At 43.4% G+C, this 7,420-nt stretch carries 4 protein-coding genes; 1 reads left to right on the top strand and 3 read right to left on the bottom strand.

Features of this window, described 5'->3' with window-relative positions; genetic code table 11:
• Positions 1 to 109 precede the first annotated feature (109 nt).
• The gene (locus tag F6K37_RS27665) at positions 110 to 2,665 is read right to left on the bottom strand and encodes a DUF7925 domain-containing protein (protein ID WP_008182442.1); all 2,556 of its coding nucleotides are present in this window, start codon (positions 2,663 to 2,665) and stop codon (positions 110 to 112) included.
• Positions 2,666 to 4,752: 2,087 nt separating this feature from the next.
• On the opposite strand from F6K37_RS27665, the gene F6K37_RS27660 reads away from it, so the two are divergent.
• Positions 4,753 to 6,489: an EAL domain-containing response regulator gene (locus F6K37_RS27660; RefSeq protein ID WP_008182437.1), complete on the top strand. Its 1,737-nt coding sequence runs from the start codon at positions 4,753 to 4,755 to the stop codon at positions 6,487 to 6,489.
• Between the two features lie 356 nt (positions 6,490 to 6,845).
• Here F6K37_RS27660 and F6K37_RS27655 read toward each other — a convergent pair whose 3' ends face one another.
• Both F6K37_RS27655 and F6K37_RS27650 read right to left on the bottom strand, forming a co-directional pair.
• Positions 6,846 to 7,088 (bottom strand): NifU family protein, encoded by a 243-nt coding sequence (locus tag F6K37_RS27655; protein WP_008182435.1) that lies wholly within the window; start codon positions 7,086 to 7,088, stop codon positions 6,846 to 6,848.
• A gap of 106 nt (positions 7,089 to 7,194) precedes the next feature.
• A complete protein-coding gene (locus F6K37_RS27650) occupies positions 7,195 to 7,317 on the bottom strand; it encodes a hypothetical protein (RefSeq protein ID WP_287253614.1) in 123 nt (40 codons plus the stop codon).
• Positions 7,318 to 7,420 lie beyond the last annotated feature (103 nt).

Genomic DNA, 7,420 nt, shown 5'->3' with positions numbered 1-7,420 from the left:
CCCACACCCCACAGCTCACGTCTTTGTTAAAAACCTACCCTTATGAGTTAGGGGGGATTCCTCTTGCCTTGCGCGTAGCGCTATACTTCCTACTTCAGAGCATCAAGGATTAGTCAACCTTACGACGGAAGACAAAGGAACCATTGTCCCCAGGAGCAACAGTACCAACCTCATTGACGTACTTAGTTACCTCTTCACCGCTAGCTGGGTCACTATTTCCAAAGGATAAGGTTTTATTAAAGTACTCCACAGTACCCTGAGATGGCTCAGTTCCCTGCTCGTGAGTGGTGACAGTAACCCAGTTGTTAGGAGCTTGTTCGCCATCCTCAGTAATGGTGAAGTTGTTAGCATCCAAAATTACGTTACCAGCACCCACTAGTGGTTCAGAGATATTGGTGTAGGTGATTCGGTACTCGATAAACTGACCAGGCTTAGCTCGTTCAGTGAGGCCACCCTCCTCAGGATCACCTGTGGGAGTTCCGGTGGTGAATTCCTCAATCACTGTTACACCATCAGTATCGAGAATTCGAGCTTCTTTCACCATCTGCATGTAGCCAGTGTAGACCCGGTCAACAGTGATGTTGAAGACGGTTTCCTGAGTGACATCAAAGTCTCCGTTCGGGTTGTTGTCCACGAAGGAAACAATCGGAATCCCGTAACCTTGAACTTGAGGCGTATTAGCAGGTAAGTCAACAATTACCTCGTAATCCAATTGCTGACCTGGTGTGAGAGTACCAACATTAACCGCTGGATCAGTAGTGGTAAAACCACCATCTTCAGTGTAGGTGTAGGTCGCCTCAAGAGGCGTACCTGTATCTGGGGTGTACCTGATCCTGACCGTAGTACCATCAGGAATCTGGTTATTTGGTCCAAACTCTACTGGAGTGGTGAATTGAGGATTAACTTGAGGGTCATTAGTCGCCGCAGTACCCAGTGAAGGGGCAATTGGCAACAAGGTTACGTTATCCAAATTAGTAGTATTGGGGTTCTCAACAGTATTGTTGAAGATGACCTCACCTGGATCTGGAATGGGCTGACCCTGAGCTAATCCAGCTGGAATAGTTGTGGACTGGTTAGTGAAGTCATCATTGTCATTGGTTGGACCAATGGCGTTGGGTCGATCCTCCGGACCATTGAGGATTTGACTCTTAGTCTCAATCTCTGCAGTAATGGTAACTACAGTGTCTTCACCCTTAGGTCCTTCACCTGTATTGTTATTGTCTTCATCAACACCATCAGCACTGGGATTGGCAATACCAAGGTCTGTAGCTGGGTTGAAGTCGGTACCTGTCTCATCGGGTGGTGTACCATCATCATTGTAGTTGTTGGGATTTTGGTCACCGGATTCATCGTAGACCACTTCATCCGTTGGGTCACCGACAGTTTCACCAAATGCCTGAGCAATGTTAGCGACTTCACCACCAGCAGTGGGTAAGCCACTGGTAATCACACCAAAAGTGAAGCCATTGCCATCACCTTCAGTGGAGGTTCCTGCATCAATATGACCGTCAAAAATGAAACCAATGCGCTTAACCTCACTAGCAGCTGGCGGGGTAATAGACCAGTCTACGCTCAGGGCGTCACGACCAGTCACCGCTGGGTCATCATCAGAGTAGACCACTGTCCAGCCTGCTGGTGGATTAGCCGTTGCGTCAGGGTCAAATACTGTACCTTCGGGAATGACATCAGAGACCAAGACACGCTGGACTGGCGCACCATCAAGGGTAATGCTAGTTCCTTCGAGATCTGCAGCTTGGAAATTAATCGCTGGGTTAGAGGACTCAACCCGGAAGTCTAAGCGATAGGTAATTTTGTCATCGCTAGCATCTTCAGGGTTATCACCCTTATCAACTAGCTCAATATTATTTGGACCTATGATTCGCTTGAGAACAGTGATGGTTGCTAGTTCCTTAATCTCCGTAGAGAGTAAGACCTCTTGGAACGCAGAACCCTCACGCTCACCATTGACCGGAGCTTCGGTAGGATCAGCATCTTGGGTACGAACCTCGTTAGGATTGGAACCATCATCAGCATCCGGCTGGTTATCAGTAGCAGGACTGTTGTCGTTAGGTTCGGTATCACCTAACTGGACATTAATCGGAGCTCCTGCTTCATCTACAATCACCGTACCTTCAACCCGTACCTTAATGCTCTGATCAGCAGGAATGGGATCGGGTGTAGTCAAACCAGTTCCTGGAATAGTTGTCTCGAAAGTGCCATCCCCATCCAAGTCAGCTGTCACTGTAATAGGAGTAGGAGCAGCAGGATCGGGATCTAAACCAGTGATGGCGATGTTATCAAGACCAGGGATAACAATATTGGTTTCTTCGTTACCAATGTTGGTAATCACGAAGTCAAATTGCAGGATATCACCAGTAGCAATACTACCTAGGTTGACGTCATTAACACCATCAGGTTGAACCAGCAAACCAGCAACTTCAGCCACCTTAACGATCACAGTGTTTGAGGTCGCGTTGATTTCAACCTCTGGATTGTTGGGGTCTTCATAGGTAGCTTCCGACTGGTTAATAATCTGTACACCAGCAGTAGTTCCATCCGCAAATACAGGTACTGCCAGCTGAAACAAACTACCGAGAATGAGGGAAGCACTGACTAATGGTCGTAAGTATCTACGACGAAGCTTGATTGACTTTCGTTGAGCCATGGAGGATTTTCCCTAATTGAGAACACAAAGATATATAAATACTCCCGGGGTCTAGGATGATACTGACCCTGGTTGTTAACTAGTAGCTTGTTATCAAGCTAGGCTAGCCTTCCATATCTAGGAAAACTCACCTAAGGTGCTTTAGGCATTGGAGATTTAACGGATTTTCTATAGTAGTCACTTTGAAGTCCATATGTAAAAATACGTAATAGGTCGTAAACTATCAGCCATAAGTACTAAATATTTCCTTTAGTTGCTTTTTTTTTCTAGTAGCAGGTTATAGTACTGGAGTCATTGCTATAACTAGCTAGGCAAAGGGGGTTACAGCAGCAGATAGGTATGACTTATAGGTATGACTTCAGGGTCAATGTCGGTGATGTTAGCTAGATCGAAGGGCATAAGTAAAATAACTATAACCTATCTAAGCTAAATTAAGTGATTATGCTCATACTTATTTAGTCATACGGTTGATGCGCTAATCCCCCGCTTCGGGGACAATAGATTAATTAATAACTGATATAGTGTTTTAGATGTGAGGAAAATTATAATGATTAACTCTATGAGTTATTGGGATAAAAATTACTTAAAATTAAATAATTATATAGCAATAATAAATAGGTGGTGAACGAGCAGGCGGACAAGAGACCGGCAATACAATAACTTTTGGGCTTCTGGGTGTTTACAACTCGTTTATAAACCCGCTTGTAAGCTTAGTAAGTTGTTAACCATCTAATTAATTGGCACAGGAAAAGTTACAGGGTGATGTTGAGGGTTGACTGAGGGTTAACGGTTGACCGCGTCCCGAACTTGGGTGCGGGGCAATCATGATGGATCTCTGCTCAGTGTTAAAGCTTATTAATCAACCTTTACATCAAAAAGTATCAATTTAAATGTGCCATTTGAATGACTATTATCTTATTTATATACCCAATTCAGCAAAATTACGCTAAATTACAGTCCAATTATTACAAAAATAGGTTTTGATAAAAAAAACCGGATGGATAGCTCATAAATTTTGACGGCTGATTAATAATAATCGAATTTTATTAAACTAATTACAAGTGCTTTAACAAATTGTATAGAGATGTTTATTGACATAAGGTACTGAGAATATTTACTTTTTAAAAAGGGTGGAATAAATGCCATGGTAACGATAATTATTACGATTAAATTAGGATCAAATAATTTAATCGTAATAATGTGAAGGTTTGGTGAATAATATTAAACGTGTAATCTCTTATACAAATGTGGAATTATATAGCAGAAGTCAGAAGTCAGAAGTCAGAAGTCAGAAGTCAGAAGTCAGAAGCCAGAAGTCAAACTCTTGCGCTTACTTAGGTTTGAGACTTTTGTCATGTCATAACTGCCCTGGCGACTGCTATATTTACCCTAATTAATCAAAATCAAGCATGGTTTTTTTTTGATTTTAAGAAATAAAATTTCACAGGGAATTAAGATACCAAGATACTCAGTTAATATTTGAAAGCAACTACCAACAGAAAACAATGATGAAGTATCTGCTGACCTCAGCATAGCGCTTTTGATCCTCATGAGGTACACATATTTTTTTCCCTCTTCCCTCTTCCCCTCCTGGGAGGGGTTAGGGGTGGGTTCCTCTTCCCTCTTCCCCTCCTGGGAGGGGTTAGGGGTGGGTTCCTCTTCCCTCTTGGGTGCATCTCAGTTTTGCAATTAGGCAAAAATTCGGGAGAAAATTCCCACACTCCCCGCGCCCCCGCCCCGCGCCCGGGCCCCACACTTGAGATCTTTTTTACAAATATGAGATGCACCCTCCCTCTTCCGAAGTCCCTGCTCCCTAAAACCCAAAAACTTGTACCTTACTAGATTAAAAACCGCTATACTGATACCAAGTCTAGGTCACATACCTCCCAATACTACTGAGTTAGTAGCCGACACCCGTACCGAAATTCAGCTACACCAAGGAAATCGGGTTTCGCTACTGTGATCCGACTGTGGGGGATCCCTTGCAGTATTGAAATCCCTGGTTAGATCTTTACCCTGTTCCTTCGCAAAACCTTGTTCAAGATCACCTTCTATGTCCACTACACTTGATTTAAGTCCAAAGAACTATGAATAAGATTCTAGTAATTGAAGACGAGCCAATAATTCGGAAGAAGCTACTCACGCTGCTCAGAGCAGAAGGGTTCGAGACGATTAGTAGTGACAACGGTAACAGTGGGGTCAAGCTTGCTCAAAACCAGCAGCCAGATTTAATTATTTGTGATATAATCATACCTCAGCTAGATGGTTATGGTGTTTTAAAGACTCTACAGGAAGATCCCGTCACTGCTGCGATTCCCTTTATTTTCCTCAGCTCCAAAGCTGACTGGTCGGATTGGCGTATGGTGATGAGGTTAGGGGCTGATGATTATCTGATCAAGCCTGTTAAGCGCGAAGAATTGCTAGATGCGATCGCTACTCGACTACAAAAACGACTTTATCAAACCAAGCGCCATCATCTTGAACTGAAAAAAGTCCAAGCTCAACTGAACTACCTACTCCGTTATGACCAGGTTACTAACTTGCCGAACCGACTCTTGCTAGAAGAGCGATTTAATCAACTACTGCTCCAACGACAGGGACGTTATCGTCGTCTGCCAGTGCTGTCTTTAAGCTTTGACCAACTCAACCAGATCAACAATACCCTAGGCCCTGTTAGTGGTGATTTGTTACTTCAGGCCGTGGCCAAACGACTTCTTGGTAGGGTTGGACCTTTGGATACAGTGGCTCAGTTAGGGATAGATCAATTTGTGATCTTGCTAGCTACTACAATTAACCAGACAGAGATAGGGCAAATGGCGGAAACACTGATCGATGCTTTATCCTTACCCTTTACTATAGGAGAATATGAGATTGTCCTGACCCCTAGAATCGGCATCGCCTGCTTTGGTAGGGATGCTCTTGATCTAAATACCCTGATCACCCATGCCAACGGAGCCAGAGAAAATGCTGGACAAAAAGGACAGAAGGCTTACGAATTTTATATTGCTTCGATTGGTGACAAATCCCAACAAGCCCTATGGCTAGAATTACAATTGCGCCAAGCATTGCCAAAGGATGAACTTCAAGTTTACTATCAGCCCAAAGTAAATCTGAGAACTGGAGAAATCGAGGGAGCAGAAGCCTTAATCCGTTGGCATCATCGAGCATTGGGAGCAATCTCTCCAGCTAAATTCATTCCCCTAGCTGAGAAAACTGGTTTGATTGTGCCTCTAGGAGAGTGGGTACTGCGAAAAGCCTGTACCCAAGCCAAACTCTGGCAAACTCAAGGGTTGTCCCCAGTACAAATCGCTGTAAATTTATCGGGACATCAGTTTAATCAACCCAATCTCAGTAACTCAATCCTAGCAATTCTTGAAGAAACCGAACTTGACCCGAGATATTTGCAATTGGAATTAACCGAAAGTACCCTCATGGACAATCCCAACCATGCGATCGCTACCTTAAAAGAGTTAAAGTCCTTTGGTATTCAGATCTCGATTGATGATTTTGGAACCGGTTACTGTTCTCTGAGCTATCTGAGACTATTTCCCTTTGATGTGTTAAAAATTGACCGTTCTTTCGTTTGCCAACTTACAGAGGATGTAAAAAACGAAGCCATTACGACTGCGATTTTGCAAATGGCTCACAGTCTCAACTTGAAGGTGGTAGCGGAAGGGGTGGAGACAGCTAGCCAACTGGCGTTCCTGTGTGGTCATAAGTGTGATGAAATTCAGGGTTATTGCTTCAGTCCTCCATTATCGGCTCCAACCTTCACAGAATGGCTTAGTACTGGTAAAAGGCTTTCACTCTCTTCTCTGGGATAATTTATTGGTTTATTAATTTAATTATTTAATTATTTTATTAGTTAGTCATTATTAAGACATCTGATCAGATTTGACAATTCATTGTAAAAAATAGTTACAGTTTTTTGAAATTACCCAAAATCCCTATATACTTTATTATATTTATTTGGCCTCTTGCCTTTTGCCTGGAAGCTTTTCCCTCAGGGATTATGTTAACAACTAAAATGTAAGTGCTATAGCCATTAGCAATGGTTTAGAAGACAGTTGTTTTGTAGGAACACGATCTGATCGTGCCCCTACTTTCTCCGATCCAAGATGAGAACAGCTATAATCGGCTGAACACTCAGCACTCCCCACTCATTAACTGAGTATTCAGCTTAGATTACTTGCTCCACTTCAAGGATTTCAGGGATAAATTCCTTTAAGCGGCGCTCAATCCCCATTCTCAGGGTCATGGTAGAGCTAGGGCAAGACCCGCAGGCTCCCTGAAGTCTTAATTTAACAGTCGGACCATCTAACTCAACTAGCTCCACATTCCCACCGTCAGCCATCAGGTAAGGACGCATCTCATCCAGGACTGTTTCAACATTTTCTGGAGTGAGTGCCATTGTTTCTGACATAATAAACCTCAGCTACATTGTAATTTCATGATAACTATGTTAATGGTAGCTTTCTGTGAGAAATGACTGATGAGTAAGGACTGATGACTGATGACCGATATCATGGTTAAGGTTTAGGATAGCGATCGCACCATGTCTGATCCTCTATAGCCAACCTTCCCGTAGGGTGACCAAAGGTCAATCGCTCTTTTCTACCAGTTGTCTCGGACCGTCCGCTCAAAACCTGCATCCCATCACCTAGGCATAATCAGGCTTTGAGGCACTTGTGTCCGGCAGTCAGCCTGTTCCCTATTCCCTATTCCCTATTCCCTAGGATTTATCGGATTATTCCC

The organism is Moorena sp. SIO4E2 (assembly GCF_010671945.1).
Taxonomy (GTDB): Bacteria; Cyanobacteriota; Cyanobacteriia; order Cyanobacteriales; family Coleofasciculaceae; genus Moorena; species Moorena producens.
Note: the sequence above shows the minus strand (reverse complement) of the source record. Positions and strands in the feature narration are given on the sequence as shown.